This window comes from Collinsella aerofaciens (assembly GCF_040910185.1).
GTDB classification, from domain to species: Bacteria; Actinomycetota; Coriobacteriia; order Coriobacteriales; family Coriobacteriaceae; genus Collinsella; species Collinsella aerofaciens_BF.
The window spans coordinates 1-931 of record NZ_JBDGBA010000053.1 but is presented as its reverse complement, the minus strand read 5'-3'; the positions used below and the strand labels follow the sequence as shown (position 1 = coordinate 931).

Below are 931 nucleotides of genomic sequence, written 5' to 3'. Positions count from 1 at the left end.
GTCCGGCTTCGGTTTTTCCGGCTCGGTAGCGTCCTTCGGCACATCCTTCAGCCATTTGATGACGGTCGGGCGGGAAATGCCGAGGGCGCGGGCGATCTCGCTGTGGTTGGCGTCGGGATGCTCCGCGGCGTACTCGCGGACAAGGTCGGCCTTCGGTTTTCGCCCGTTTCCTTCACGCCAGTTGTCGTTGTTAATATCGCGAATAGCCCGTGCGCCCTCAAGGTGCTTCGCCTGAGATCGCCCGTTCCTCTTGTTTTTCGGCAGCCCGATGGCCGTGCGGCGCTCGATGCGCTCGCGGGTTAACTTGTGGATGATGGGGTCGTAGTACGCCCCAATCGCGGAGAGTGCGTCATCCTCGGTGAAGTGGTTGTCCTCGCGCTCCGTCAGGCCCTCAAGTGTCGGCACGAGCGCGAGCGCGTCGGCCTCCAGCTCCTCGTACGGGATGCCGCACTTCTTGGCGTAGGCGGCCAGGACGTTGAGGCACCAGTAGCGGTGGTGGTCGGTGGCCTTCGTCTCGACCTCCCCACGCCACCAATCGTAAAGGTCGCGCTTGCAGGTCCAGCGCCCGGGGGCCTTGCCCTCGACGATGCGCGCCTGGTACCACTCCGGCCAGAGCTTCTTGGCGCGCTCGATGGGGGTCCGCCCGGCGGTGCACATGAGCTCTATGAATTCGGCGCGGTCCTTGCCGCCGCGGACGCCGGCGTATCCGAGCAGGTAATCCATGCTGCAGAGCCAAGGTTTCCCGTCCTCGCCGTTGTGCACGAACGCCACGGCCTCGTACTTGTCCTTGATTTTCGACCTCTCGGTCTTGCCGTTCAGCTTCGTCGGCGTACCGGGCATCCTGAAGGGCTGGTAGATGCCCTGGTGCTGGACTTCCTCGAGCGTCGAGACGGTGTCGCGCCAGATGTAGTCCGTGAGCATCGCCTTGAAC

1 protein-coding gene is annotated in these 931 nt (G+C 64.1%); it reads right to left on the bottom strand.

Annotated features, from left to right (window positions below):
• Positions 1 to 931, bottom strand: a 931-nt coding sequence (locus tag AB5Z54_RS09860; protein ID WP_368161422.1) for a helix-turn-helix domain-containing protein, incomplete at both ends; no start/stop codon positions are given.